The sequence below is a fragment of the Falsirhodobacter deserti genome (assembly GCF_004015795.1).
Classification (GTDB): domain Bacteria; phylum Pseudomonadota; class Alphaproteobacteria; order Rhodobacterales; family Rhodobacteraceae; genus Falsirhodobacter; species Falsirhodobacter deserti.
Window position 1 is genome coordinate 82,732 of record NZ_ML137221.1, and the last position, 25,690, is coordinate 108,421.

Annotated in this window: 23 protein-coding genes and 1 riboswitch; of the genes, 9 read left to right on the top strand and 14 right to left on the bottom strand. The window is 62.0% G+C overall.

The annotated features are described in order from the left end of the window. The first annotated feature begins 26 nt into the window (after positions 1 to 26). On the top strand, positions 27 to 1,526 hold the full coding sequence (locus tag JX25_RS13895) for a CoA-acylating methylmalonate-semialdehyde dehydrogenase (protein WP_128255706.1): 1,500 nt from the start codon (positions 27 to 29) through the stop codon (positions 1,524 to 1,526). 189 nt (positions 1,527 to 1,715) lie between these two features. On the opposite strand, the gene JX25_RS13900 is transcribed toward JX25_RS13895, so the two are convergent. Beyond that, positions 1,716 to 2,009 (bottom strand): FCD domain-containing protein, encoded by a 294-nt coding sequence (locus JX25_RS13900; protein ID WP_128255707.1) that lies wholly within the window; start codon positions 2,007 to 2,009, stop codon positions 1,716 to 1,718. Between the two features lie 170 nt (positions 2,010 to 2,179). Between JX25_RS13900 and JX25_RS14905 the strand changes: the two genes are divergently transcribed. Continuing rightward, positions 2,180 to 2,500 carry an enolase C-terminal domain-like protein gene (locus JX25_RS14905; RefSeq protein ID WP_164876165.1) on the top strand — a complete coding sequence of 107 codons (321 nt, stop codon included), beginning with the start codon at positions 2,180 to 2,182 and terminating at the stop codon, positions 2,498 to 2,500. A gap of 229 nt (positions 2,501 to 2,729) precedes the next feature. Then, positions 2,730 to 3,497 (top strand): HpcH/HpaI aldolase family protein, encoded by a 768-nt coding sequence (locus JX25_RS13910; RefSeq protein WP_128255709.1) that lies wholly within the window; start codon positions 2,730 to 2,732, stop codon positions 3,495 to 3,497. 127 nt (positions 3,498 to 3,624) lie between these two features. On the opposite strand, the gene JX25_RS13915 is transcribed toward JX25_RS13910, so the two are convergent. Beyond that, positions 3,625 to 4,014, bottom strand: a complete 390-nt coding sequence (locus JX25_RS13915; protein WP_128255710.1) for an NUDIX hydrolase — start codon at positions 4,012 to 4,014, stop codon at positions 3,625 to 3,627. Between the two features lie 213 nt (positions 4,015 to 4,227). Further along, positions 4,228 to 4,377: riboswitch (cobalamin riboswitch) on the top strand. Here JX25_RS13915 and JX25_RS13920 point away from each other — a divergent pair. Next, positions 4,361 to 5,488, top strand: a complete 1,128-nt coding sequence (locus tag JX25_RS13920) for a DUF1852 domain-containing protein (RefSeq protein WP_241557988.1) — start codon at positions 4,361 to 4,363, stop codon at positions 5,486 to 5,488. It overlaps the preceding riboswitch by 17 nt. A gap of 28 nt (positions 5,489 to 5,516) precedes the next feature. Beyond that, positions 5,517 to 6,545, top strand: coding sequence for a methionine synthase (locus JX25_RS13925; protein ID WP_128255712.1), 1,029 nt, complete (start codon positions 5,517 to 5,519; stop codon positions 6,543 to 6,545). Between the two features lie 753 nt (positions 6,546 to 7,298). Here the strand turns inward: JX25_RS13925 and JX25_RS13930 are convergent. The 5 genes from JX25_RS13930 to JX25_RS13950 form a co-directional block, all read right to left on the bottom strand. Then, positions 7,299 to 8,579 (bottom strand): Gfo/Idh/MocA family oxidoreductase, encoded by a 1,281-nt coding sequence (locus tag JX25_RS13930; RefSeq protein WP_128255713.1) that lies wholly within the window; start codon positions 8,577 to 8,579, stop codon positions 7,299 to 7,301. Between the two features lie 94 nt (positions 8,580 to 8,673). Beyond that, positions 8,674 to 9,744, bottom strand: a complete 1,071-nt coding sequence (locus tag JX25_RS13935) for an ABC transporter ATP-binding protein (RefSeq protein WP_128255714.1) — start codon at positions 9,742 to 9,744, stop codon at positions 8,674 to 8,676. A 69-nt stretch (positions 9,745 to 9,813) separates the two neighbouring features. Continuing rightward, complete coding sequence (locus JX25_RS13940; protein ID WP_128255715.1) at positions 9,814 to 10,689, bottom strand: carbohydrate ABC transporter permease; 876 nt, start codon at positions 10,687 to 10,689, stop codon at positions 9,814 to 9,816. Further along, positions 10,682 to 11,626 (bottom strand): carbohydrate ABC transporter permease, encoded by a 945-nt coding sequence (locus JX25_RS13945; protein WP_128255716.1) that lies wholly within the window; start codon positions 11,624 to 11,626, stop codon positions 10,682 to 10,684. The genes JX25_RS13940 and JX25_RS13945 overlap by 8 nt, the downstream gene beginning before the upstream one ends. Before the next feature lie 4 nt (positions 11,627 to 11,630). Then, positions 11,631 to 12,920, bottom strand: coding sequence for an ABC transporter substrate-binding protein (locus tag JX25_RS13950; RefSeq protein WP_128255717.1), 1,290 nt, complete (start codon positions 12,918 to 12,920; stop codon positions 11,631 to 11,633). A 226-nt stretch (positions 12,921 to 13,146) separates the two neighbouring features. On the opposite strand from JX25_RS13950, the gene JX25_RS13955 reads away from it, so the two are divergent. Continuing rightward, positions 13,147 to 14,070: a LysR family transcriptional regulator gene (locus JX25_RS13955; RefSeq protein ID WP_128255718.1), complete on the top strand. Its 924-nt coding sequence runs from the start codon at positions 13,147 to 13,149 to the stop codon at positions 14,068 to 14,070. Positions 14,071 to 14,091: 21 nt separating this feature from the next. On the opposite strand, the gene JX25_RS13960 is transcribed toward JX25_RS13955, so the two are convergent. The 7 genes from JX25_RS13960 to JX25_RS13990 all read right to left on the bottom strand — a co-directional run bounded on the left by JX25_RS13960 (position 14,092) and on the right by JX25_RS13990 (position 21,373). After that, positions 14,092 to 14,970, bottom strand: a complete 879-nt coding sequence (locus JX25_RS13960; RefSeq protein ID WP_241557989.1) for a DMT family transporter — start codon at positions 14,968 to 14,970, stop codon at positions 14,092 to 14,094. A gap of 68 nt (positions 14,971 to 15,038) precedes the next feature. Continuing rightward, positions 15,039 to 16,052: a TRAP transporter substrate-binding protein gene (locus JX25_RS13965; RefSeq protein ID WP_164876166.1), complete on the bottom strand. Its 1,014-nt coding sequence runs from the start codon at positions 16,050 to 16,052 to the stop codon at positions 15,039 to 15,041. A 27-nt stretch (positions 16,053 to 16,079) separates the two neighbouring features. After that, complete coding sequence (locus JX25_RS13970) at positions 16,080 to 17,357, bottom strand: TRAP transporter large permease (RefSeq protein ID WP_128255719.1); 1,278 nt, start codon at positions 17,355 to 17,357, stop codon at positions 16,080 to 16,082. After that, on the bottom strand, positions 17,354 to 17,893 hold the full coding sequence (locus tag JX25_RS13975) for a TRAP transporter small permease (RefSeq protein WP_128255720.1): 540 nt from the start codon (positions 17,891 to 17,893) through the stop codon (positions 17,354 to 17,356). The genes JX25_RS13970 and JX25_RS13975 overlap by 4 nt, the downstream gene beginning before the upstream one ends. A 1-nt stretch (position 17,894) precedes the next feature. Continuing rightward, positions 17,895 to 19,061 (bottom strand): fumarylacetoacetate hydrolase family protein, encoded by a 1,167-nt coding sequence (locus tag JX25_RS13980; RefSeq protein WP_128255721.1) that lies wholly within the window; start codon positions 19,059 to 19,061, stop codon positions 17,895 to 17,897. A gap of 124 nt (positions 19,062 to 19,185) precedes the next feature. Continuing rightward, positions 19,186 to 19,902 (bottom strand): FadR/GntR family transcriptional regulator, encoded by a 717-nt coding sequence (locus JX25_RS13985; RefSeq protein WP_128255722.1) that lies wholly within the window; start codon positions 19,900 to 19,902, stop codon positions 19,186 to 19,188. Between the two features lie 34 nt (positions 19,903 to 19,936). Further along, positions 19,937 to 21,373 (bottom strand): FAD-binding oxidoreductase, encoded by a 1,437-nt coding sequence (locus tag JX25_RS13990; protein ID WP_128255723.1) that lies wholly within the window; start codon positions 21,371 to 21,373, stop codon positions 19,937 to 19,939. Positions 21,374 to 21,470: 97 nt separating this feature from the next. Here JX25_RS13990 and denD point away from each other — a divergent pair, with 97 nt between their 5' ends. From denD to JX25_RS14005, 3 genes are read left to right on the top strand one after another with little or no spacing between them, the layout of a single operon-like run. Continuing rightward, positions 21,471 to 22,454, top strand: coding sequence for a D-erythronate dehydrogenase (denD, locus tag JX25_RS13995; RefSeq protein ID WP_128255724.1), 984 nt, complete (start codon positions 21,471 to 21,473; stop codon positions 22,452 to 22,454). Next, a complete protein-coding gene (locus JX25_RS14000; RefSeq protein WP_128255725.1) occupies positions 22,451 to 23,338 on the top strand; it encodes an NAD(P)-dependent oxidoreductase in 888 nt (295 codons plus the stop codon). Before denD ends, JX25_RS14000 begins: the two co-directional genes overlap by 4 nt. Beyond that, positions 23,335 to 25,113, top strand: a complete 1,779-nt coding sequence (locus JX25_RS14005) for an IlvD/Edd family dehydratase (protein WP_128255726.1) — start codon at positions 23,335 to 23,337, stop codon at positions 25,111 to 25,113. Before JX25_RS14000 ends, JX25_RS14005 begins: the two co-directional genes overlap by 4 nt. The last annotated feature ends 577 nt before the right edge of the window (positions 25,114 to 25,690 follow it).

Consider the following 25,690-nt stretch of genomic DNA (forward strand, 5'->3'; position numbering starts at 1 on the left):
TAGTGGTACGAACAGAGGAGATCAGCATGTCGGACATTGGCCACTTCATTGGCAATCAACGGGTTGCAGGAACATCCGGGCGCAGCCAGCCTGTCTTCAACCCCGCGACCGGACAAAGTGACCGGCAGGTCGTGCTGGCCTCCACCGCTGACGTCGATCATGCCGTGGAGGTGGCGAAGGCGGCATCGCGCGAGTGGGGACAGATGCCCCCTCTGCGCCGGGCGCGCATTCTTGACCGCTTCAAGACCCTGTTGCAGGACCGCACGACGCAACTGGCCGAGGCGATTTCCGCCGAACATGGCAAAACGCAGGACGATGCGGTCGGAGAGATCACGCGCGGGCTGGAGGTGGTGGAATTCGCGATCGCCGCCCCCACCCTTCTGAAGGGAGAGGTCAGCGAAAACGTCGGGACCGGGGTGGACAGTCACGCACTGCGCCAGCCGCTGGGCGTGGTGGCGGGCATCACCCCCTTCAACTTTCCGGCGATGGTGCCGATGTGGATGTTCCCCGTCGCGCTGGCCTGCGGCAACTGCTTCATCCTGAAACCGTCGGAGCGGACGCCCTCGGCCGCGCTGCTGCTGGCCGACTGGCTCGCCGAAGCCGGGCTGCCGGCGGGGGTCTTCACCGTCATTCAGGGTGACCGCGAGGCTGTGGAGCGGCTGCTGGCCCATCCGGACGTAAAGGCGATCAGCTTCGTCGGGTCCACCCCGGTCGCGCGCCACATCTATACGACCGGCACCGCAAACGGCAAACGCGTGCAGGCGCTTGGCGGGGCGAAGAACCACGCCATCATCATGCCGGATGCGGATCTGGACATGGCGGCGGATGCACTGATGGGCGCGGCCTATGGGTCCGCGGGCGAACGCTGCATGGCCATATCGGTCGCGGTTCCCGTGGGCGAAGACACAGCCAACCGCCTGATCGAAAAGATGGTCCCGAAGATCGAGGCGCTGAAGATCGGCCCCTCCACCGACCGCGGCAGCGACATGGGCCCGCTGGTCACGAAGCAGCACCTGGAGAAGGTGCGGGGTCTTGTGGACAAAGGCGCGGCAGAAGGCGCGACGGTGGTCGTTGATGGCCGAAGCTTCACCGCGCCGCAGGGGTACGAGGACGGCTATTTCATCGGCGGCACCCTTCTGGACAACGTGACCCCCGACATGACCGTCTGGAAAGAGGAGATCTTCGGCCCTGTTCTGTCCGTCGTCCGCGCAGGCGATTACCGGGAGGCCGCCGCCGTCGTGGCGAAGCACGAATATGGCAACGGCGTCGCCATCTTCACGCGCGATGGTAACGCGGCCCGCAGCTTCGCGAACGAGGTGGAGGTCGGCATGGTCGGGATCAACGTACCGATCCCGGTGCCGATGGCGTTCCATTCCTTCGGCGGCTGGAAGGCCTCGCTGTTCGGTGACCATCACATGCACGGAATGGAGGGCGTCCGCTTTTATACGCGGCTGAAGACTATCACCACGCGCTGGCCCACGGGCGTTCCGACAGCTGCAGAGTTCGTGATGCCCACACTGGGCTGATCGCCGGTGCCGGGATCGCCACTTGTGGGCGGTTCCGGCTTTCATCGTCGTCGCGCCGGCTTCTGCAAGGATCAGGCGGCAGGCCAGTCAGACGCAGTCCTCCCCGCCGCAGACACGGGCGATGCCTTGCTGGATGTGCCGCCCCATGGCCTGCGGTGCGGCAAGGCAGTCGCCGCGGCAGATGGCGTTCTAAACCTCGGCATGCTCTTCCAGCACGCTGTCAGAAACATCATTAGCCGAAATCCAGCGCAGCTCGCAACCAAAGCCAGCCCAAGTGCAATCTGCTGCCGTAGCGTTGCCCGCCGCTGCAGCGATCGGCAGGTGGAACGCAAAGTCGTAGTCGAAGACGCTGCCGCCGGGGGGATGTGGGTCAATGCGGCGGGCCGTTTCCGTGGCCTTGATGGCGACGGCGTCCTGCACACGCGCCGCATCTTCTGCGTCTGCCAATTCCACCACGTGACGAAATCGCATGCAGCGCTTCATGTCGTGTACGGTCCGGATCGACAGGGCCCGGAATCAACCATCAGCGGATCAACTGTCATCCTAGGCTGAACATCATTCCCGACCTCCTGCGAGAAAGGACTTGCCACTCCTCGCGCAGTGCGGCAAGCGCCCAGAACCGGACGAAAAACCACGATCACGTTCCACGTACTTTGCCGCCAGCGCTGGAGATTGTCCACGCCACCGAGGAATACGGCATCTTCTGGCAAGAAGATCCGATCAAGCTGGAGGGCTTCGGGGAGTTGCAACGCTATGCTGGAAGGTCGAACACGCGGGTGGCGGGATCGGCAAATCCCGGAACTCTGCCTTGGTACCGCGAGATGTTCGGGCGCGGCGCCATCGATGTGCCGAACTTCGATGTCGCAAGGGTCGGAGGTCTGGCCGAAGCGCACGGCCTCGCGCATCTGGCGATGGCGTATGACCGGACGATGCCGCTCATCCTCATGTTCTGCGTGATCGGGGATATGCCGTGAACAGGGCGGCCTTCGAACTCTGGCTCATACTGGGTTTCGGCGTGATGGAGTGCCGCTGACGGAATCGAACCTTTGGCGCGGTATGATCGTATTCGACGGTGACTGACGGCTTTCTTCTGCGCCTTATCAGCGCCACCATTTTCCTGCTTGCCGCGCTCTTTCTTACGGCGCTCTTATGGCAGAACCGCACAGCCAGAGCCGGTGAAACTGTCAAGGAGACTTCAACGTCATGACCCGCAATCCCCTGAAGGCTGCGATGGCGCAGCACCGCAAACTGCCGGGCTTCTGGCTGTCGCTTTGTTCCCCCACTGTTACTGAAATCGCAGGTGGAAGCGACGCGGACTGGCTTTTGCTCGATATGGAGCATGCACCGAACGATCTGTCGATGATCGACGACCAGCTGCGCGCGGCGCAGGCCGCTGGCGGCCCGGAACCTGTGGTGCGCCTGCCCGTGGCTGAACCGGTGATGACGAAGCGACTGCTTGATATTGGCGCGCGCAGCCTGATGTTTCCGATGATCCAGTCCGCTGATATGGCCGCCGAAGCCGTCAGCTGGACCCGCTATCCGCCCGTTGGCATCCGCGGCCATTCAGGCACCATCCGCGCCAACCGCTATGGCCGCCAAGGTGATTATCTGAAGACTTACGAGGAGGACCTTTGCATCATCGTGCAGGTCGAAAGTTCCGAGGCCATCGACGAGATCCCCAAGATTGTCGCGGTCAAAGGGATTGACGCCATCTTCATCGGGCCGGGCGATCTTGCGTCCTCCATGGGGGAGGTCGGGAATGTCGGTGCGGCAGCAGTGCAGGAAGAGATACGGCGCGCAACGGCGGCCTGCAAGGCTGCCGGGATGCCCGTCGGCATTCTGGGTTACGGCGAGGATGCAGCGCGACGCTATTTCGAAGCCGGAATAGACTTTGTCGCCATTGCGGGCGATTCATGGCTTCTGGCGCAGGCGATGGACCGCATGCTGCAGGTGGTCAGGACCGACCTATAGTCTCGTCATCACCGGTGGTCACCCGGTCCTGAAAATTAGCCGGAAACGAGCAGCGTGAAAGCATCGCCTTTTGGCAGAGATGTCTTATCAGCATCAGGCGCCTCGGGCCTGATGCTGATCTTCATTGTCAGTTCCAGATGGCCGGAAGAACCATATCACGCGTCAGTGGCGCGAGATCGAGTTGGTTTTGCGACCCGGGGAACACCCAGCGAACCTCTTCAATCTCTGCCTGAGCTTCGACCTCTTTATGGATCTGCACCCGAAACACCTCCGCCTTCACAAGAAAACCGGGCTCGTTGGCAGCAGGGGCGGAAAAACAGCCGAGGTAATCCGCCTCATGCGGTTGGAGGTTCAGCGCAAGCTCCTCGTGAAGTTCACGGCGTAGGGCGGCCAAGGGCGTCTCGTCGCCATCGATCTTCCCACCCGGTTGCATGAAAGCAGATGTTCCGCGTTTTCGGACAAGCAGGGTTGCCCCATCATCCCGAATGATTGCGGCGGCGGCTATGCGTATCTCCATGAGGGTATCTTCCGTCGTTCTTGTATCAGGCCCTTCCTAGGCGAAGGCGCGCCGGCGGCCAATGGCTGGATTGCCCTCAGGCGAAACCAACAACACTCACCCACTATGGGGTGCCGCAACGCCATGACAGGCAGTGACGAACATCGTCCTGCTCATGTTTAACATGAAAATTTCTGGTGTTGTGCCGCGTTGACATGAGCAGGGTTAAATATGATTTTACCCACAGATCAAGCTGCCGGAGGGAGCCTCGGGTAAAAGGGGAATTCGGTGCGGCCGTCGCCAAATCCGATGCGACTGCGCCGGGAAGGCTGGACAAGGTTAGACCCCGCAAGTCAGGAAACCTGCCTTGATCTATCACCTGTTCCGACCGCCATGGGCGCGTCGGGAGCGGCCCATCCGCCAGGTGACATCGCTGCTTCGCGACATCCATCGCGAGGAGTCAATTGATTTCAAGGCTTGTCCCCGCAGGCCATTCAGAAGGCATGTCAGGATGAGAAATGATCTCGCCTACTCCATCAAAAGCATCCGTTTCGACGAAAATTATGCACCCTCGGAGAATACCCGGGCCACGACCAATTTCGCGAACCTGGCCAGGGGGACCAGCCGCCGCGACAATCTGCGCGCCGCGTTCAACATGATCGACAATCGGTTCAATGCACTGGCGCATTGGGACAATCCGAACGGTGATCGCTACTCGGTCGAGCTGGATATCGTTACGGCCGAGATGAGCATCGGTGACGGGAGCCGCGTGCATGCGTTTCCGTTGATTGAAATCCTGAAACCGACCATCCTAGACCGGAAGACCGGCAAGCGGATTGATGGCATCGCGGGGAACAACTTCTCGTCCTATGTTCGGGACTATGATTTCAGCATCGTGCTACCGCAGCATAACAAGGGCCGGGCCGAGTTCAGCGTGCCCGAAGATTTCGGTGATCTGCACGGAAACCTGTTCAAGTTCTTCCTGAACTCGGCCGAGTACCGGAAGCATTTCGCAAAGCCCCCCGTCATATGCCTGAGCGTTTCAAGCAGCCGTACTTATTACCGGACCGAGAATACGCATCCCGTACTGGGCGTCGAATACCGGCAGGATGAATTCTCCTCAACTGATCGGTATTTTGCGAAGATGGGATTGCAGGTCCGCTATTTCATGCCTGCAAACAGCGTCGCGCCTCTGGCTTTCTACTTCACCGGCGATCTCCTTCACGATTATTCTAATCTGGAGCTTATCGGCACGATCAGCACGATGGAGACCTTCCAGCGGATCTACCGGCCCGAGATCTACAATGCCAATTCGCCCGCAGGGGCGTGCTACCGGCCCAGCCTGAAGCATCAGGATTATTCGTCGACCCGGATCGTCTATGACCGGGAAGAGCGCAGTCGACTGGCTGTCGAACAAGGCAAGTTTGCCGAAGAGCATTTCATGACGCCATACCGGGCCATTCTTGAAGAATGGTCCGCCCAATACGCCGCCTGAATATCCGGACATGCAAGGACATCTTATCATGAACAAACTGCTGCCCACCTCGACTGCGGGAAGTTTGCCCAAACCCTCCTGGCTTGCGCAGCCGGAAACCCTCTGGTCGCCGTGGAAGCTGCAGGGGCAGGAGCTGGTGGAAGGCAAGCAGGATGCTCTGCGCGTCGCCTTGAACGATCAGCAGCGGGCAGGCATCGACATCGTCAGCGACGGAGAGCAGACGCGCCAACATTTCGTCACCTCGTTCATCGAGCATCTGGGCGGCGTGGATTTCGAGAAGCGCGAAACCGTCAGGATCCGCGATCGGTATGACGCCAGCGTCCCGACTGTCGTCGGGGCCGTATCCCGCCACAAGCCGGTTTTCCTGGATGATGCGAAGTTCCTGCGCGGACAGACCGATCAACCGATCAAATGGGCCCTGCCCGGCCCCATGACGATGATCGATACGCTTTACGACGCCCATTACAAAAGCCGCGAAAAACTGGCGTGGGAATTCGCCAGGATCCTTAACCAGGAAGCCAAGGAATTGGAAGCTGCGGGCGTTGACATCATCCAGTTCGATGAACCGGCTTTCAACGTCTTCTTCGATGAGGTGAACGACTGGGGGATCGCGGCATTGGAAAAAGCGGCCGAAGGCCTCAAGTGCGAAACCGCCGTTCACATCTGCTATGGTTACGGCATCAAGGCCAATACGGATTGGAAGAAGACCTTGGGTACCGAATGGCGGCAATACGAGGAGATCTTTCCCAAGTTGCAGACATCCAGCATCGACATGATATCCCTTGAATGCCAACATTCCCGCGTTCCGATGGATCTGATCGAACTCCTCCGGGGCAAGAAGGTGATGGTCGGAGCCATCGATGTTGCGACCCACACCATAGAAACGCCCGACGAAGTCGCCGACGTCTTGCGGAATGCGCTTCGGTTCGTGGATGCCGACAAGCTTTATCCCTGCACCAATTGCGGGATGGCCCCCCTGCCCCGACATGTGGCCCAAGGAAAGTTAACAGCATTGAGCGCAGGTGCAGCCATCGTACGAAACGAACTTTCGGCCTGACGATGATCTTTCTGCCCGCCTGGGACGGAAGCGGAGCCTAAATTCGCTGAGCAAGCCTTGATGTAACGAGGTATCCGCTGGCCGAAAGCGATTTTGTCGTCCCCCAGGAGGAGCTTCTTACGACGCTTGAGCATGTCTGGCGCGAGCCCGATGCAGAGCGCAAGTCAGGTGCGGGAGCAAGCATTTGGATGAACCAGATGAAGTGACCTGACGCGGCTCCGTCCCGTCACCTCTGCGCTGGCATCGTGCAGATCTTCGCCTGGGGCGGCAGTTACTATCCCATGGCCGTGCTGGCCGCGCCCATCTTGGCAGATACAGGCTGACCGTTGCCGTGTTTAGCAGGAGCAATCTCGGCGGCATTGGCCTGCGCCGGGCTGGTGTCGCCTCAAGTCGGCCGCGCCATCGCCTGCTTTGGCGTGGGGCCAGTCCGGGCAAAGGATATGAAGATGCTCGCCTTCGCATCTTCTACGGCGCTGACATTGGCGTCTTTTCCATCGCGCAAGGATGACTGCCGTGGTTCATCGAGATAACCGGTATCCGATGCTGATGGGACGGCGGGCGCGACCGCCCTTTCCGGCGAAGGCCGCGGCCCTAGCGGGGCGCTGATTGCAAGCTGCAAGCAGTGGCAGCTGTCGTGGCCCTTTGCATTTTGTGGGCCTGACCGTGCTGCTGTTGTGCGCCGCTGAGCTAGACCTCTCACGATACCGCAGATGCAAGCGCGAGTGCCGGTGCGCCTTGCACCGGCACCGCCGTTCAAAGGGTGACCAGCGTCGAAACCTGCACTGGCAGTCCCGTAGCGAAAGAGCGGTTTGCCGCAAGCCCTGTCAGAATCGACATGGCACCATCGCGGTAACCGGCAGCGTAATGCCCGCCCGAATTGGATCGCCCGAAGATATCGGCCAGCATCCTGTTGTCGCCGCCGCCATGGCCGCCCTCACCCATCTCCACCGGAACGACGCGGGGCGTTCCATGAAGGGGGAAGTGATAAAGCTGGATACCTTCGGCCGCGCCTTCCTGGTCCGCTTCGCCGCCGGCGTTGATGTAGGACGTCTCACGCACCATCAACTCGATCCGGCCGCCGGATCCGTTGAAGCTTACATTGAACCCTTCCCAGGGCGCGTAGGCATTCAATGAATAGGTCATGACGGCGCGGTTGCGGTAACGAACCATGACCTGCATCGTGTCTTCTATGCTTATGCCATCGCCAAAGACGTTCTGGTCACGTTGATATCCATCCTCATGCTCGGCATCCCAGTAAAGGCCCTTCTGGGCCGGGCTGGAGGTAAGGTCGATGGCGAAGGGATCGTTTCGCGCAGCCTCCACACCCGTTGTGCGGGTATACGGGGTGAACAGTCCGCGATCCTCGGCATTGGCGCGCCCATAGAAGCGCAGATCGCCCATGCCGAACACCGTTTCCGGCTGCGTGCCCAGCCAGAAGTTCACCAGATCGAAATGGTGGGTGGACTTATGGACCATCAAGCCGCCGCTGTTGCGTTTGTCGCGGTGCCAGCGTCGGAAGTAATCCGCGCCATGCTTCGTATCCAGAAGCCATTCGAAATGGACCGAGAACACCTCACCGATCCCGCCCAAGGCGATCAGCTCCCTTACCGCTGCGTTGTGGGGGGCATAACGATAGTTGAACGTGACGCGAACCGAGCGTCCCGTGCGCTTTACCGCGTCGACGATTTGCTGGCACTTTTCCACGTCGGTCGTCATCGGCTTTTCCGTAATCACGTCGCGCCCTGCCTCCAGCGCGGCGATGATATAAGTGTGGTGCGTCCGGTCTATGGTCGTGACGATCACGGCTTCGGCGCCGGTCTCCTCCAGCATCCGGCCGAAATCTTCGGCCTTGTAGGTGGGTAGGTTCGGATAGCCGAATTCCGTTACAAGAACCTTGTTCGTGTAATCCATGCGCGTCTGGTTGGTATCGCACAGCGCCACCAGCTCCGAACTGTCGCGGTAGGCACCGGCGACTGCCTCATAGAACATTCTGGCCCGTGCGCCGGTGCCAACAAGCGCGTATTTCTTGCGCATCTTCTTCTCCTTGATATGCGACCACCGTCGCGGCAGGTTTTCCAGCCCCGGCCCCTGAAGGGACCGGGTTCATGATGATCCAGCGGGATGTTCTTCAGTGGCGAAGGGCCGAGCCGTCGGGGTTGAAAAGGTGGCACTTCGCCGGATCGACCCGCATCGGCACCGTGTCGCCCGTGCGGCACGGCTGCTGGCCGGGAAGCACAACGGCCAAGGCGTTCCGATCCCCCGCGGGGCGCACATGAAGGACGGTGCTGCCGCCCAGATGCTCCACAAGTTCCACCCGCCCGTCGCCAAGGGATGCACCTTCGCCGCCGACCGAGATATGTTCGGGGCGGATGCCCAGCGTCAGCGGGGTACCGGGTGCAGCGGTAAGGGCATGACCCACCTGCAACCGCTGCCCTGCAAGCATCACGCCATCGCCCTCGGTTTTGACGGGCATGAAGTTCATCTTGGGCGATCCGATGAAGCCGGCGACGAATTCGTTCGCCGGCGCGTTGTAAAGCTCCAGCGGGGAGCCGACCTGCATGACCTTGCCGCCGCGCAACACGACGATCTGGTCGGCCATTGTCATCGCCTCCACCTGATCATGCGTGACATAGATCATCGTGTTTCCAAGGCGTTCATGCATCTTGGAAATCTCGACCCGCATCTGGACCCGCAGTTCCGCATCAAGGTTTGACAAAGGCTCGTCGAACAGGAATATCCTGGGATCGCGGACGATCGACCGGCCGATGGCCACCCTTTGCCGCTGGCCGCCCGACAATGCCCTTGGCTTGCGTTGCAGGTAATCGGTGATCTGGAGCGTTTCCGCTGCGGCCCGAACGCGGCGATCAACCTCGGCACGGGGATAACCGGCTGTTTCCAGCCCGAAGGCAAGGTTCTTGTAAACGCTCATGTGCGGGTAAAGCGCATAGGATTGGAAGACCATCGCGATGCCGCGCTTTGCGGCGGCGACATCGTTCATCCGTTCGTCATCGATCAGAAGATCCCCGTCCGAAATCGTTTCCAGCCCTGCGATCATCCGCAAAAGCGTGGACTTGCCGCAGCCGGACGGGCCGACAAAGACGGTGAAGGCCCCCGGCTTGATCTCCAGATCTATTCCGCGGATCACGTCGAAGGCGCCGTACCGCTTTTCGACCCTTTTCAGTTCAATTCTTGTAGCCATTCGCGTTATCCGAAATTGGGGCCTCGGGCTGCCCTGCCCCGCGATCTGCGCGGCGGGCCTGCACGGGCGTCAGCGTTTCATGCCCGTGGTGGCGATGCCTTCGATCAGCAATCGCTGGAAAAACAGGAAGATCAGGAAGATCGGGACAAGTGACAGCACCGACATCGCGAACAGCTCGTTCCAGCTGGATGTGCCTGAAGAGTCGATGAACGAGCGCAGGCCAAGCTGGACCGTGTAGTTGCGCATCTCGCTGATATAGATAAGCGGTCCGAAAAAATCCTCCCACGTCCAGATGAACGAGAAGATCGCGGCCGTCGCAAGCACCGGCATCGAAAGCGGAAGGATGATCTTCCAATAGATCCGCCAGGGGCTGCACCCATCCATCCGGGCCGCCTCGTCCAGCTCGCGCGGGATGCCGCGGAAGAACTGCACCATCAGGAAGATGAAGAAGGCATCCACTGCAAAGTATTTCGGCAGGATCAGCGGCCACCACGTGTTGACCATATCGAGGCTGCGGAACAGCACGTATTGCGGGATCAGCGTCACGTGATAGGGCAGCATCAGCGTGCCCAGCATCAGTGCGAACCAGAACCTTTGCCCGAAAAAGCGCAACCGCGCGAAGGCATAAGCCACAAGCGATGCCGCCAGCACATTGCCGATCGTCGACAGCACCGCAATGATGAGAGAGTTGACGAAGAACCGGCCGAAACTGATCTGCAGGCCGAACCATCCGTCGGGATAGGCGCTGATCGTCACCTGCGACGGCACAAGCCCCGCATCGCCGCCAAACAACTCTTCCGGCGGGCGCAGCGACCCTGAAAGCATCCACAGGATCGGATAGATCATCACGAAGCAGACGGCGATCAGCAGCGCGTGGCGCAGGGTGGAGGTCAGCCGCGGGTGCTTGGGCTGCAGGCCGGGCATGTTGTTCGATGCGTCAGTCATCGTGATGCACCCAGTATTTCGTGGACAGGAAGGAAATCGCCGTGAAGATCGCGATGATGATCACAAGAACCCATGCCAGTGCCGAGGCATAGCCCATGCGGAAGTAACCGAACGCCTCCTGATACAGATACAGCGTGTAGAAGAGCGTGGAGTTGATCGGCCCGCCGGACCCGCCCGAAATGATGAAGGCGGGTGTGAAGGCCTTGAATGCCTCGATCGTCTGGATCACCAGGTTGAAGAAGACGACAGGCGACAGCAGCGGCAGGGTTATGCGAAGGAATTGCCGCGTGGGCGAGGCGCCATCAAGGCTTGCGGCTTCGTACATGTCGGTCGGGATCTGGCGCAATCCTGCAAGAAAGATGATCATGGGCGATCCAAACTGCCACACCGAAAGAACCACCAGCGTGTAAAGCGAGTAATTGGGATTGGAGATCCAGCTTGGCCCTTCGATACCGATCTGCGCCAGCAGGCTGTTGACCAGCCCGTCGGATGCGAAAAGCTGCCGCCACAGCACTGCGATGGCCACCGATGTTCCCAGAAGCGACGGCAGATAGAAGATTGCCCGATAGACCGGCAGCCCCTGCATCCCGCGGTTCAGCAGCATTGCAACCGCCAGCGCGAAAGCCAGCTTCAGCGGAACCGACAGCAAGACATAAAGCAGCGTGACCTTCATCGAGGCCGCGAATTTCGGATCCTGCGTGACCATGCGGACATAGTTCTGGGCCCCGATGAATTCCGGCGTGGTCAGCAGGTCGAAATCGGTGAAGGACAGATACAGCGAAGCAAGCGCCGGCCCAAGCGTCAGAAGGAAGAAGCCCAGAAGCCACGGTGCGAGGAATAAGTATCCCGCACCGTTGCGCCGCATGGCAGCGCCCAAACGGGAGGGCGAGGCCCGCATCCGGGCCGCCGCAGGGCGGCTCAGCGTCTGTTCCGCCATGACCTCAGGCCCGCCCAAGAATGGAGGTCGCTTCGTCCACCAGGTTGGCACCGCCCTGTTCAGGAGTCACCGCCTTGAACCCGACCTCCTGGCTGATGCGGATGATGGTGTCATTCACCTCTCCGGCACCCTGCGGCGGTGAGGGGGGCAGCATGCCAATCTGCGGCGTCATGTCAGAGATGAACCGGACCACCTTGCGGCCGGGCTCGTCCAGATCTGATGCGATGACATCACGGATTGCGGCCGATGCGGGAACGCCACGATCCAGCCCCAGCAGTTTCGCCCCCTCCGGCTCTGCGATCAGGAAGTTGATCAGGCGCGCTGTGGCCGCCGGGTCTTTCGCCTTGGAGGAGATGGAGAACATCTGCGAAGGCTTGAAATATTGCGGGGGCTGGCCGTCGGGCAGAACGGGCGTACTGGTCAGCGACAGTTCCGCGTCCACCAGCATCTGGAAGGCGACGAACTGGTTGGAATGGCCAAAGTCGGTGGCAGAGCGTCGTTGCACAATGGGCGATGTTTCCGGCGAGAATTTGTAGAGCGCCTGCACATCCGCGGGCACACAATATCCCGCATCGCGCATTTCGGCCCAATAGGCGAACCAGCGGCCTGCATCCTCGGCGTTGAAACCAAGCGTACCTTCGGGCGTATAAAGCGCCTTGCCCTGTGCGCGCAGCCACGCCTCGAACAGCGCTTCCTGGCAGCTTCCATCGGCAGTGGCGAAAACTCGGGGCCGCTGGTTGGCTTCGGTGAAGGCCGCGCATTTTTCGGCGAAACCGTCCCACGTCATGCCGTATGCCGGCATCTCCACGCCAGCTTCGTCCCACGCCGCGCCGTCCAGCAGCAGGGTATAGGCATTCACGCCCACATTGCCGCCATATAGCTTTCCGTCCATGGAGCAGCTGGCAAGGTTAGCCTCGCCGAAATCGGCGATCTTCAGTTCGTTACCAAGGAACTGGTTCAACGGCAGAAGCGCGCCCCGCCGGGCGTATTCGAACATATACCGATAATCCATCTGGATGAAATCGGGTGCGTTCCCACCTGCAACCTGCGTGGCAAGACGCGCCCAGTAATCGTCCCAGCCCATGGATTCGGTCTGAATGGAAATCTCCGGATGCTTCTCGCGGAACAGCGCAACGGCCGCCTCCGTGCGGCGCGCCCGCTCATCGCCGCCCCACCAGATCATGCGTATGGCACTTTGCTGCGCCAGTGCGGCGCGGCCGATCAACAGCGGCAGGCCAGCCGCAAGCATCCCGGCACCGATGAACCGGCGCCGACCCATCAAGGGCGTTGTCATAGGTTTCCCTCCCAATGCGATACGGTTTTCCGCCTCGGGTCTTTGCCGCAGGCCGGTTCCGCACGTTCTGTTCCGGCACTCCCACGCCGGTGGTTCGTGAACGCGCCTCCCTCGCGGTACCGTTCACTTCAGATCAGTCTACGCACTGGCCGCAGCCTGACAAATATAATGTTTTGGCCCAGCCATAAAGAATGTTGATAGTAAATCATCCGGGTGGAGGGTGACGATGGACAAGGTTCTGGAGCAGTTCGTGGCAATGGCAGAGGCCGGCTCTCTTGTCGCGGCAGCGGAGGTGCTGCATGTCTCTCAGCCCCCGCTAAGCTACAACCTGAAGCGGCTGGAACAGACGCTGGGCGTGACACTGTTTGAACGTTCGCCCCGCGGGGTGCAGCTGACCCGCTATGGCGAAACGCTGTACAGCAGCGCGCTGTTCATGGGGCGTCTTTATTCCAATGCGCTGGCCACCATCGCCAGCCAGAAGGCCGAGGATGAGGAAGGGATCAGCATCGGCACCGGATATTCGACGTGGATCCTTATCCTGCGCGACTATGTCATCGACCATCACCGCGCCCATCCCCAAGCCCCGATCAATGTCAGCATCGGCAACATGATGCGCTGCATGGACCAACTTCTTGCCGGCGACATCTCGTTGTTCATCGGGCACCGAATCGACCGGCTGAAGGAAGGCCTGAAAGTGGACTTCATTCCCCTTGGCATGGCGCAGGACGGGTACTTCGTTCGGCGGGGACACCCACTTCAGGATGGTGCGCACCACGAGGCCGACATCCGCGCCTTCCCCACGACAATGGCCTATCCGCCCGATGCCCGCCAGAAACGGCTGATCGCAGGCGGCACCGAAGGGGATGCGAGCCGCTTCGGACATGTCTTCACCTCCAATTCCCTGGAGGCATGCATAGACTTCGTGCGCACCACCGAGGCCGTTCTGATCCACAGCACCGTGCTGAGCAGTCATTTCGTGAAGGAAGGCCTTGTTCCGGTTCAGGTCCATCCCGATGACAATCCGCGCACCGCAGTCATGGGAATTCACGTTCTTCCCGAACGCCGCGCGAACCCCAAGGTTCAGGCCTGCATTGACGCGCTTATCGCGCAATCGGAACGCCTGCAGCTGTTCCCGCGCAAGACCCCCTGATCGGGGCGCAAGAACAGCCCGCTAGGTTGCCGTCCTCTCCACCTCGGGTGGGGCTGGCCGGCGCATGACCGCAAGGCCTGAGCCCACGATCAGCGCCCCGCCCAGCAACATCGGAAGGGTTGGCACATCGCCAAAGATGAAAAACCCGAACAGCGCCCCCCAGACAAGAAGCGTGTATTGCAACGGCGCCACCACGGATGCGTCGGCCATCTTCAGCGCGCGTGTGACCAGCATATGCGCCGCTGTCGCCACCATGCCCAGGAGAAACAGAAGCCCCAGATCAACCCCCGTGCGCACCGGCTGCCAGTCGAACGGGGCCAAAAGCAATCCCGCACCGGCTGCTGCAAGAAGTTGGAACAGCACAAGATCACGATCGGGCGTTGCGCGCAGGGACCGGCCCAGCATCATCATGGCGGCAAAGGCAATGGTGCCCAGCACCGCAAAGATCGCCCCAACCGTGAATATCTGCAACGAGGGTGCCAGCAGGATCAGAACACCGGCAAAGCCGAGGGCCACCGCGCCCCATGTGCGCGGGCTGACACGCTCGCCCAGCAACAGCGGCGATACGGCAACGACATATATGGGCGAGGCCATCCAGAAGGCCATCACGTCGGCCAGCGGCATGTAAAAGACAGCCAGATAGAAGCAGAATACCTCTGCCGTGGCGCAAAGCGCGCGCAGGGCCTGCAGTCCCGGACGGGGGGCCGAACGGATGCGGGCCAACGCGCGCCCCCCGCGCATCAGGAAAGGCATCATCAACACAAGCGCTGCAAGCGAGCGCAGAAGGATCACCTGCGCCACGCTGTAATCGGCCACAAGCCACTTGCCCAAGGCGTCATTCATCGCGAAAGCCGCCATTCCCAGCAGCATAAGCAACGCGCCGGCCGCATTGCCGCTCATCCTGTTCCGCATCCCCTCAGCCCCCGCACAACCCCCGGCGCCGCTTCCGGCACCGGGAGATCTTCCGATCAGTTCGTTCCGCGGATTTCCGAAAGGATCTGCTGGACCTGATCGACCACGTCTGCGCCGATCGCATCCTTGTGCTTTTCGTAAACGACCTGCGACTTCTCCAGCATCTCCTCCTGCTCCTCGGGGGCGATGGTGTTGAACTTCAGACCGGCGGCTTCCATTTTTTCAAGGGACTGCTTGTTCAGCTCCTGGATTGCCTCCCGTTCCACATCGCGGCCCACGATGGTGCATTCGCGCAGCGCCTGCTGTTCCTCGGGGGTGTAAGTGTTGAAGATCGCCTTGGAGAACAGAAACAGGAACGGTGTATAGGCGTGCTTCGTTTCGCTGATATAGTTCTGCACCTCATAGAACTTGGAGGTGTCGATCGTGACGTAGGGGTTTTCCTGCGCATCGATCGCCTTTGTTTCCAGCGCCGAGAACACCTCGCCGAACGACATGGGCGTCGCATTGGCCCCGAAGTTCGAGAAGGTATCGAGGAAGATGTTGTTCTGCATGACACGAACCTTCATCCCCTCGAAATCCTCCCACTGCGTGATGGGTCGTTGCGAATTCGACATGTTGCGGAAGCCGTTTTCCCAATAGCCGAGGTTGACCAGCCCCACCGCATCGAGCTTCTCGTTCAGCATTTCGCCGAACGGTCCGTCCATCACGGCATAGGCTTCTTCGGGGCTGCGGAACAGGAAGGGCAGGTCGAACACGCCAAGGGCCGGCACCATCCCGACCAGCGGCGAGGACGAGGTGACCACCGCCTCTTGCAGGCCGCTGCGGACAGCCTGCGTGGCCTGAAGGTCGCCGCCAAGTGCGCCGCCCCAGAACCCTTGCATCTTCATCTTGCCGCCGGTCTTTTCATCCAGGCAGGCCTGCATTGCCTTCATGCCGGTGTTGACGGGGTGATCTTCGTTGATGCCGTTCGACACGCGGAACGTGCGGTCACGGTATTCGGCCAATGCGGGACTTGCCGCAGTCATGAGAGTGGTGACGCAAAGGACGGCTTTCAGTGTGGAACGTAGCATGTTTTCCTCCAGTATCTGGATAGCGCCTCAGTAAAACCAGTTTGCGGGAATGATGACGATCGCGGGAAAGGCGATCAGCAGCAGCACCACGAGGATCTGCGCGATCAGGAACGGCCAAACCCCCGTGATCACCTTGCCAAGCGGCACGCGCCCGACACTGCTGACCACATTCAGCACCACCCCCACGGGCGGCGTCAGCAGCCCGATGCAGCAGTTCATGATGAACAGCACCCCGAAATAGACCGGATCGATGCCCGCCTGCGTGATGATCGGCATCAGGACCGGTGTCAGGATCAGGATCGTCGGCGTCAGGTCCAGCGCGGTGCCCACGATCAGGATCAGCACCATGATCGCCAGCATCAGCAGCTTGGGGTTGTCCATCAACGGCTGGATGATGTTCGCGATGCCCGCCGGGATGTTGGCTGCGGTGATAAGCCAAGCCGAAACCAGTGCCGCGCAGACAAGGAACATGATCACTGCCGTCGTCCGCCCCGCCGCGATCAGCACGCCGGGAAGGTCAGAAATCTTAAGCTCGCGGTAGATCACCATACCGACGAACATTGCATAGAAAGCGGCGATCACGGCAGCCTCGGTCGGGGTCACGACGCCCATCTTGATGCCGCCCAGAATGATCACCGGCATGCCAAGCGCCCATATCGCACGGGCCGAGGTGCGGCGGCGGTCAGACCAGCTGGCGCGCGGCAGGGTTTCCACCTTGTCGTTCCGCGCCACGATCATCCAGGTGATGACAAGCACGATCCCCATCAGCACGCCCGGCACGATGCCCGCCATGAACAGCTTTGAGATCGACACGTTGGCCGCAACACCGAAGATGATGAAGGCCATCGACGGCGGGATCACGGGCGCGATCACGCCCCCTGCCGCGATCAGCCCGGCAGATCGGGGCACGTTATAGCCGGCACGCGCCATCATCGGGATAAGGATCGCGGCCAGTGCCGCCGTATCCGCCGCAGCCGAGCCCGAGATCGAGGCCATGATGACGGCTGCGATGATCGCCACAAGGCCAAGGCCGCCGCGGATGTGCCCCACGCAGCTGATGGCGAAGTCAATGATGCGCTTGGACAGGCCGCCCGCGTTCATCAACTCCCCCGCCAGAATGAAGAAGGGGATTGCCAGCAGCGTGAACGTATCCGCGCCGATCAGCATGTTCTGGGCGATGATCTGCGTGTTGAACATGTCCATGTAGGACATCAGCACGATGCCGCAGAAAATCAGCGCAAAGGCGACCGGCACCCCGATGGCCATGGATCCCAGAAGCGAGACGATGAAGACCAGAAGGGTCATTTCATGCGCTCCTCTGCCGTGTGGTCATGGGGATCCATCTCGCCTCCGAAGGCACGTATCTCAGCCTCGGTCATCCTGCCGGTGACAAGGCGGAACAGCCGCTCCAGCGTGATGACGATGATGCCGGCGCCGGTGAAAAGGCCGATGCCGTAAACCCATGCCATCGAAAGGCCGGTGACAGGCGCGCTCATGCTTGCGTTGATGGGAAGTTGCTTCCACGTGCCAACGGTCAGCACGATGGCGCAGCCAAGAATCAGAAGGTCCGAAAGCCCCATCAACACCAACCGCCCGCGCCGTTTGAACTGGGACACCACTGTTTCCATGCCGATATGCAGCCGATGGTGGTAACCCACGACCGCGCCGATGAACGTCAGCCAGACAAAGGCGAAGCGTGCAAGTTCGTCCGAAACCGCGATGCCGGAGTTCATCGTGTAGCGCATGACCACGTTGACGAAGACCATCAGCGCCATCGCTGCAAGAAGCAGGCCAAGCAGGATGTCAAGGAACCGGAAGAAGAGCCGCACCAGCACCTGCATCTCAGATCCTTTCGCCAAGGCCGCGTTCGAACAGGTTGCGCATCAGCGCCAAGGTGCCGAATTGCCATTCGGGGCAACGATCCGTGCGGTCCACCCAGTTGATCAGCCGGCCAAGTCGTGGGGACGCGATCTCCACCCGGTCCCCGATCTCGTGCGTGAAGCCCTGCCCTTCGCCGCGCCGGTCCTTCACGGGCGCGAACATCGTGCCCATAAACAGCACTGCGCCGTCGGGATACTGGTGCGAACGGTTCAGCAGCTGCCCTGCCAGATCGGCAGGCGTGCGGCTGATGGCCTGCATCGGGCTTTCGCCCGTCATCACGAAGCCGTCCTCCCCCTCCACCCGAAGCGAGACAACCGTGTTTTCCAGATCCCCTGGCGTGAAATCTTCGTCGAACAGGCGGATGAACGGCCCAAGCGCGCAAGAGGCGTTGTTGTCCTTCGCCTTTCCCAGCAGCAGGGCCGACCGCCCCTCCACGTCGCGCAGGTTGACGTCATTTCCCAGCGTCGCGCCGAGGATGGTGCCGTCAGAGCGGATCACCAGCACCACCTCCGGCTCGGGGTTGTTCCATTCCGACATGGGATGGATGCCGACCTTGTCACCGCAGCCCACGGCCGACATCGGCTGCGCCTTGGTGAAAATCTCGGCATCGGGGCCGATCCCCACCTCCAGATATTGGGACCACATGCCCATTTCCTGAAGCAAAGCCTTCACCCGCCCCGCCTTTTCCGAACCGGCCTGCACGCCGCGCAGGTTTTCCCCGATCACGGGGGCCAGCCGGGCGCGAACCTCTTGTGCGCGGGAGCTGTCTCCGCGGGCCTGCTCCTCGATCACGCGCTCCAACATGCTGTCAGCAAAGGTCACGCCGGCCGCCTTGATCGCCTGCAGATCCACCGGCGCAAGAAGGCGGCCGGCGCTTCCATCAAGAAATGCGTCCAGCGCGCCCAGATCCGGCAGATCGGTGTTGGCGAGTGCCTGATGCAGATCACTGCGTTCCAGCAGGCCTGATATCGTCGCCGCGATTCCCGTCAGGTCGAACAGATGCCCGCCGCGCACAAGCACGGGACACGGCCCGCCCTGTGCATCGGACCAGACCCGACCCAGCAGCATGGCGCAATCGGCATCATCGGGCAAAAGCACCGATGCCTGCAAAGGTTGCTGTGAAGCCACCTTTCCCCTCCCTTCATGTAACGGCGCCCTCCAGCACCGCGCCGCCTGACGATGTCAGACAACAGTATTACATGATCCTAAGCGGGGGATCGCCGGCCTGTCCACCGGAATATGCACTGGAAGGTCAGGAATGAAACTCCAGCTCCAGCGCCACCCGCTCTGCTGATTTTTCCATATGGTGGCGCATCGCCGTCCGGGCGCGAATGGCGTCCCCTGCGGCAATGGCATCACGAAGTTCGGTATGTTCCTGCGTGATAACTGCCACAAGCGCATGAAGGCTGATGCGCTTGCGCGACGCAACGATGGTATGGATGATGCGGTCCGATATCGCCCCGAGGAACTGCACGAAATAATCGTTGCCGGTCGCGGCCGCGATTGTTCGATGAAAGTCCAGATCCGCCACGATGCCATCACCCGCCCCGTCGCCCGTGGCCGTCATGCGCACCAGCGCCTCGTCCATCTGCTGCAGATGCGCCGGGCGGTGGTTAGTTGCCGCAAGCCCGGCCGCCTCGATCTCCAGCGGGATGCGCAGCTGGAACAGGTGGCGAAACGCCTCCTTGTCCATCTGTACGCCATCGTCCAGCCGGATGTGGCGCGTGGGCCTGTCGATCACGAAGGCGCCGACGCCCTGCCGCGTTTCGATCATGCCTTCGTTGCGCAACTGGGCGATCGCCTCGCGGATGACGGTGCGGCTGACGCCGAAGGTCTTGGACAATGTGTGCTCCGTGGGCAGCTTGTCCCCCGGCTTGAGAACACCCTTCTGGATCTGCTGCGTGAACTGCGCCGCGATACGGGCGGGCAAATGCTCGCTGCGGATGATTTGGGTGAAGTCGGCGCTCATTGTCCCTGCTCCTTTTCGTCTGGGCCGTGTGTGATCAGGGCAGATCGAACTGGCAACCCGGATTCAGCCGCCCATCGGGATCGAATGCCCTGCGAACCGAGGTCAGAAGCGCACGATGCACCGGCGGCAAACGCTGTTCGAAGTCGGACTTCTTCAGCCGCCCGATGCCGTGTTCGGCGCTGATCGACCCGTCATAGCGGTCCAGAACCTCGTTCACGATCTTCTTGGCCATCAGGATCTGCGGCTCCACCTGCCCGGCGCCTTGGGAATAATCGGGCAGCACGTTCAGGTGCACGTTCCCGTCCCCCACATGGCCATAGGACACGCAGATGCAGCCGGGCATCCGCCGGGTGATCGCGGCCTCCGCCTCGGCCACGAAATCGGCCAGCCGCGACAGCGGGACCGATATGTCGGTGCGTAGATGCCGTCCCCTTTCAGCCTGCCCCAGATTCATACCCTCGCGGATCGCCCACAGGTTGCGGGCCTGCGCGTGGGACTGGGCGACCACCCCGTCGAGAGCCAGCCCGCTCTCGAAGGCGGCCTCCAGAAACCGCCCCATCAGATCGTCGATATTTACCAAGCCCGATCCCGATATCTCGATCAAAGCGTAGGCTGGATGCCCCTCCAGCGGGATCGGCAGATCCGGCATCGCTTCGCGCGCAAGAACCATCGCCAGCGGAGGCATGAACTCGAACGCCGACATCAGGTCGCAGCAGTCGCGGCGAGCGCGTCGATAAAGCGCGATCACATCCTCCAGCCGCGGCAGGGCCACCAGCGCCGTGGCAACCTGATCGGGCGCAGGCAGAAGCTTCACGGACACCGCCGTGACAATGCCCAGCGTTCCTTCCGCCCCGATGAACAGCTGCTTCAGGTCTATCCCGCGGTTATCCTTGCGCAGCCGCGACAGCCCGTCGAACACGCTGCCATCAGGCAGAACCACCTCGAGCCCCAGCACCAGTTCGCGCGTCATTCCATAACGCAGGACGTTCACGCCGCCCGCGTTGGTGGAAACATTCCCGCCGATCTGGCAGCTGCCTTGCGCGCCCAGTGACAGGGGAAAATACAGACCTTTGGCGGCGACGGCTTCCCTTACCTGTTCCAGCACCGCGCCCGCCTCGATCACGGCAGAAAAGTTGTCGACATCCAGATCGCGAATGCGCGACATACGCTCCAGGCTAAGAACGACCTGCTTTGCAGGTGCATCGGGCAGCGCGCCCAGCACCAGCCCCGTATTCCCGCCCTGCGGAACGATTTCCAGTTCCAGCGCAGCGGCGGCGCGAACGCAGGCCTGCACCTCGGCGGTGCTTCGGGGGCGAAGAACCGCAACTGCGCTGCTTTGCACATCCCCGTGCCAGTCGCGACAATAGGATGCGGTGGCTTCGCCCGTCAGCACCAGATCCGCGCCGAGCATGTCGATCAACCGCCCTGACAGCGCCGGGTCGTGTTGCAAAGTTTCGGAGTGGATCGTCATGGCACCATCCGTGTCTTAGGGTTTGCAGGTTGTCCGACAATCATACTAACCTGTCCGCGCCGGAATGCGACCGGAGATTTGAGGGAGGAGGATCTTCATGCACATCCTGATCATAGGTGCCGCCGGAATGCTTGGCCGCAAGCTGACGCAGCGCCTCGCGCGCGACGGCACGCTGGGAAGTTCGCCAGTCGCTACGCTGACGCTGGTGGATGTGGTCGCGCCCGAGGTGCCGGAAGGTTTCACCGGCACGGCCGACTGCATCGCGGCAGATCTGTCGACCCCCGGCACGGCGGCACGGCTGGTGTCGGGGCGGCCCGACGTGATCTTCCATTTCGCCGCCATTGTTTCCGGCGAGGCGGAGGCGGACTTTGAAAAAGGCTACCGCATCAACCTCGACGGTACCCGCGATTTGTTCGAGGCGGTCCGGCTGGCACACGATACGGACGGGTATTTTCCGCGCGTCGTCTTCGCCTCCTCCATCGCGGTGGTGGGGGCGCCTCTGCCCTTCCCGATCCCCGACGATTTCCACACCACGCCCCTGACCAGCTACGGCACGCAAAAGGCGATCTGCGAGCTGCTTCTGTCCGACTATACCCGCAGGGGCTTCTTTGACGGCATCGGCATCCGGCTGCCCACCATCTGCATCCGTCCTGGCAAGCCGAACAAGGCGGCGTCCGGTTTCTTTTCCAACATCCTGCGCGAACCGCTTGCGGGGCAAGAGGCCGTGCTGCCGGTTCCGGACACGATCCGGCACTGGCACACCTCGCCCCGGTCGGCCGTGGGGTTCATGATCCACGCCGCCACGATGGACCTGTCCCGCGTGGGCCCACGGCGGAACCTGTCGATGCCCGGCCTCAGTGCCACCGTGGCCGACCAGATCGAGGCACTGCGCCGCGTCGCAGGCGACAAGGCCGTGGCGCTGATCCGGCGAGAGCCTGACCCCGCCATCATCCGCATGTGCGAAGGCTGGGCACCGGGATTCGAGGCGAGGCGCGCGCGCGAACTCGGCTTCACCGCCGAGAACAGCTTCGACGACATCATCCGCGTCCATATCGAGGACGAGTTGGGCGGCACCCCATGAACATCGCGTTTCTTGGAACCGGCCTGATGGGCGCCCCCATGGCCCGGCGCCTGCTGGCGGCGGGGCATCGGGTGACGGTCTGGAATCGCGCCGCTGAAAAGGCGGAGGCTCTGGCCGCGGTTGGGGCTGTTGTTGCGCCCGATCCCGCGCAGGCGGCGCGGGGCGCATCGATTGTGTTCACCATGCTGTCGGATGGCGCCGCCGTGGCCGATGTTCTGTTCATCCGCGGCGTGGCCGAGGCGATGGCACCGGGCGCGGTGGTGATCGACACGTCCTCCATCGCGCCGCACATGGCCCGCGATCATGCGCAGCGACTGGAAGGTCTGGGCATTGGTCATGTCGATTGCCCCGTTTCCGGCGGCGTGGTGGGCGCGCAAAACGGCACGCTCGCCCTGATGGCGGGCGGACGTGCCGACGTGGTCGAAAAGGTTGCCGATATTCTGGCCCCACTTGGCCGCCTGACCCATGTCGGCCCGTCCGGCGCAGGACAGGTCTGCAAGCTGGCCAACCAGCAGATCGTTGCCATCACCATCGGTGCCGTCGCCGAGGCGATGATGCTGGTATCCGCCGGCGGGGCCGACCGCGCGAAGTTCCGCGAGGCGATCCGGGGGGGCTTCGCAGAAAGCCGCATCCTCGATCTGCATGGCGGGCGCATGATCGACCGCGATTTTGCGCCCGGCGGCCCTGCGCGCCTGCAACTGAAGGACTTGGAGGCGGTGGCCGATCTGGCCCGGACGGCAGGGCTTTCACTGCCATCGACTGAGAACATACACGCGGCGTTCCGAGACTTCGTGGCCACGGGCCATGGCGAAACCGATCACAGCGGGTTGCTGATGCATCTTGAAGCGATGAATCCTGCCCCTGACAGCAAGGAAACCAGATGACACAAGACGCCCCCCGCCGACTGCGCTCGCAGGACTGGTTCGACAACCCTGACCACGCCGACATGACCGCCCTGTACCTAGAGCGGTTCATGAACTATGGCACCACGCCCGAGGAACTTCGGTCCGGCAAGCCGATCATCGGGATCGCTCAATCCGGCAGCGACCTGAACCCTTGCAACCGCCACCACCTGGACCTTGCCAAGCGCGTGCGCGACGGGATCCGCGATGCGGGCGGTATCCCGATCGAGTTTCCGTCGCATCCGCTGTTCGAGAACTGCAAGCGCCCCACCGCCGCACTGGACCGCAACCTCGCCTATCTGGGGCTGGTGGAGCTTCTTTACGGCTATCCCTTCGACGGGGTCGTGCTGACGACGGGCTGCGACAAGACCACGCCTTCGGCCATCATGGCGGCGGCGACGGTGGACATCCCCGCGATTGTACTGTCGGGCGGGCCGATGCTGGACGGCTGGCACGAAGGCAAGCTCGCGGGGTCCGGCACGGTCATCTGGCAGTCGCGCCGCCGCCATGCCGCCGGAGAGATCACGCGGGACGAGTTCCTGCAAACCGCGCTCGATTCCGCGCCCTCCATCGGGCATTGCAACACGATGGGCACGGCCTCCACCATGAACGCGATCGCTGAAGCGCTTGGCATGTCGCTGACCGGCTGCGCGGCCATCCCCGCCGCCTATCGCGAACGGGGGCAGATCGCCTATCGCACAGGGCGCCGCGCGGTGGAGCTGGTGCATGAGGATATCCGCCCGTCGCACATCCTGACGCGGGCGGCGTTCCTGAACGCGATTCGCGTCAACTCCGCCATCGGGGGATCGACCAACGCGCAACCGCATCTGATGGCCATGGCCAAGCATGCGGGGGCCGAACTGTTCCCCGAGGATTGGCAGGCCCACGGCTATGACATCCCGCTTCTGGCCAATGTTCAACCCGCAGGCGCCTATCTTGGCGAACGCTTCCACCGCGCCGGCGGCGTGCCCGCGATCATGTGGGAACTGCTGCAGGCGGGGCGGCTTGATGGCGGTTGCCCCACTGTGACGGGCCGAACGATCGCCGAAAACCTGCAGGGCCGCGAAAGCACGGACCGAGAGGTGATCAAGGCCTTCGACGCTCCCATGATGGAGCGTGCAGGCTTTCTTGTGCTGCGCGGCAACCTGTTCGACTTCGCGATCATGAAGACCAGCGTGATCTCGGACGAGTTCCGGGCCCGCTACCTGTCCGAGCCGGGGCGCGAGGGCGTTTTCGAGGGAACGGCCTTCGTCTTCGACGGCTCGGCCGATTATCATGATCGCATCAACGACCCGTCGCTGGATATCGACGAACGGTCCATCCTCGTGATCCGCGGCGCGGGCCCGCTTGGCTGGCCCGGATCAGCCGAGGTGGTGAACATGCAGCCGCCGGACCGGCTTCTGAAGCGCGGCATCCGCAGCCTGCCAACCATTGGCGATGGCCGCCAGTCCGGCACGGCCGACAGCCCTTCCATCCTGAACGCCTCGCCCGAAAGTGCGGCGGGCGGCGGGCTTGCCTGGCTGCGCACGGGCGACATTGTCCGGATCGACCTGAACAAGGGCCAGTGCAACATGCTGGTGGAGGCGGCAGAGATCGAGCGGCGCAAGGCCGATGGCCTTCCGGCAGTGCCCGCTTCCGCCACGCCATGGCAGAAGATCTATCGCGCCACGGCCACGCAGCTTGTCGATGGCGGGACGATCGAAGGGGCCGAAGAGTTCCGGCGCATCAGCACGAACATGCCGCGCCACAACCACTGACGATGGGCGCGCGGCCGTTACAGCGCGCCAAGCACCGTGCGGCACTCCGGCACGGGGGATGATCAGATTGCCGCCGGCCTGATGTGCTGTGATGCTGCGCATCATCAGGCCGGTACTGCGCTGCTGAACCTCCACCGGAAAAACGGCCACATGGGGCAATAGATCGACCGGACCTCCTGTTAACGCTCATGGCTATCAGCATATCCGCAGAAAGCGCGCGAAGACAGTCGCCGCGGAGGACAGCGCTTTCACCTGCGCCGGCATGACGTTCCGCACCACGGTCCTCTGGGGTGAAAGTGGAAGCCCTGAGACACAATGCGGGTCTGCAGGCGCAGATGGTTCAGGTCGCTCGACAGGGCGTTCATGATGTTCTTGCCGTCGATTGCGATCCAACCGAAGGTGGGCTCCTCCGGACGGTTGGAGCAGCACAGCATCGCCGATTTGCCGGATCAGGCGGGGCCAACCACGAAGACCAGCTCCCCCTCGCAACCGTCAGGTTGATGTTGCTCAGCGTTTCGCCGAACCCGGTGTGTCATATCCGGCCACGGGCGTGACGAAAGGTGTATCTTCGGCAGGC